Annotated in this window: 1 pseudogene; it reads right to left on the reverse strand. The window is 74.3% G+C overall.

Going from position 1 to position 253, the window contains the following annotated elements:
• Positions 1-253: pseudogene (locus IH44_RS0140295) on the reverse strand (electron transfer flavoprotein subunit beta); the annotation flags it as partial.

The following is a 253-nucleotide window of genomic DNA, read 5'->3' on the forward strand; positions in this document are numbered from 1 at the left end:
GTCGTCCAGGTCCAGGGAGGTCACCGGCTTCTTCTTCGCCGCCATGATGCCCTTGAACGAGGGGTAGCGGGCCTCACCGGACTGGTCGGTGACCGAGACGACCGCGGGCAGCGCCGCCTCGACCTGCTCGGTGGCCGCGTCGCCGTCCCGGCGCCCGGTCACCTTCCCGCCGGCCACCGCCACCTCCGACAGCAGCGTGGCCTGCGGCACGCCCAGGCGCTCGGCCAGCAGCGCGGGCAGCACGCCCATGGTG

The organism is Kitasatospora sp. NRRL B-11411 (assembly GCF_000721345.1).
In the GTDB taxonomy this organism is placed as follows: domain Bacteria; phylum Actinomycetota; class Actinomycetes; order Streptomycetales; family Streptomycetaceae; genus Kitasatospora; species Kitasatospora cineracea.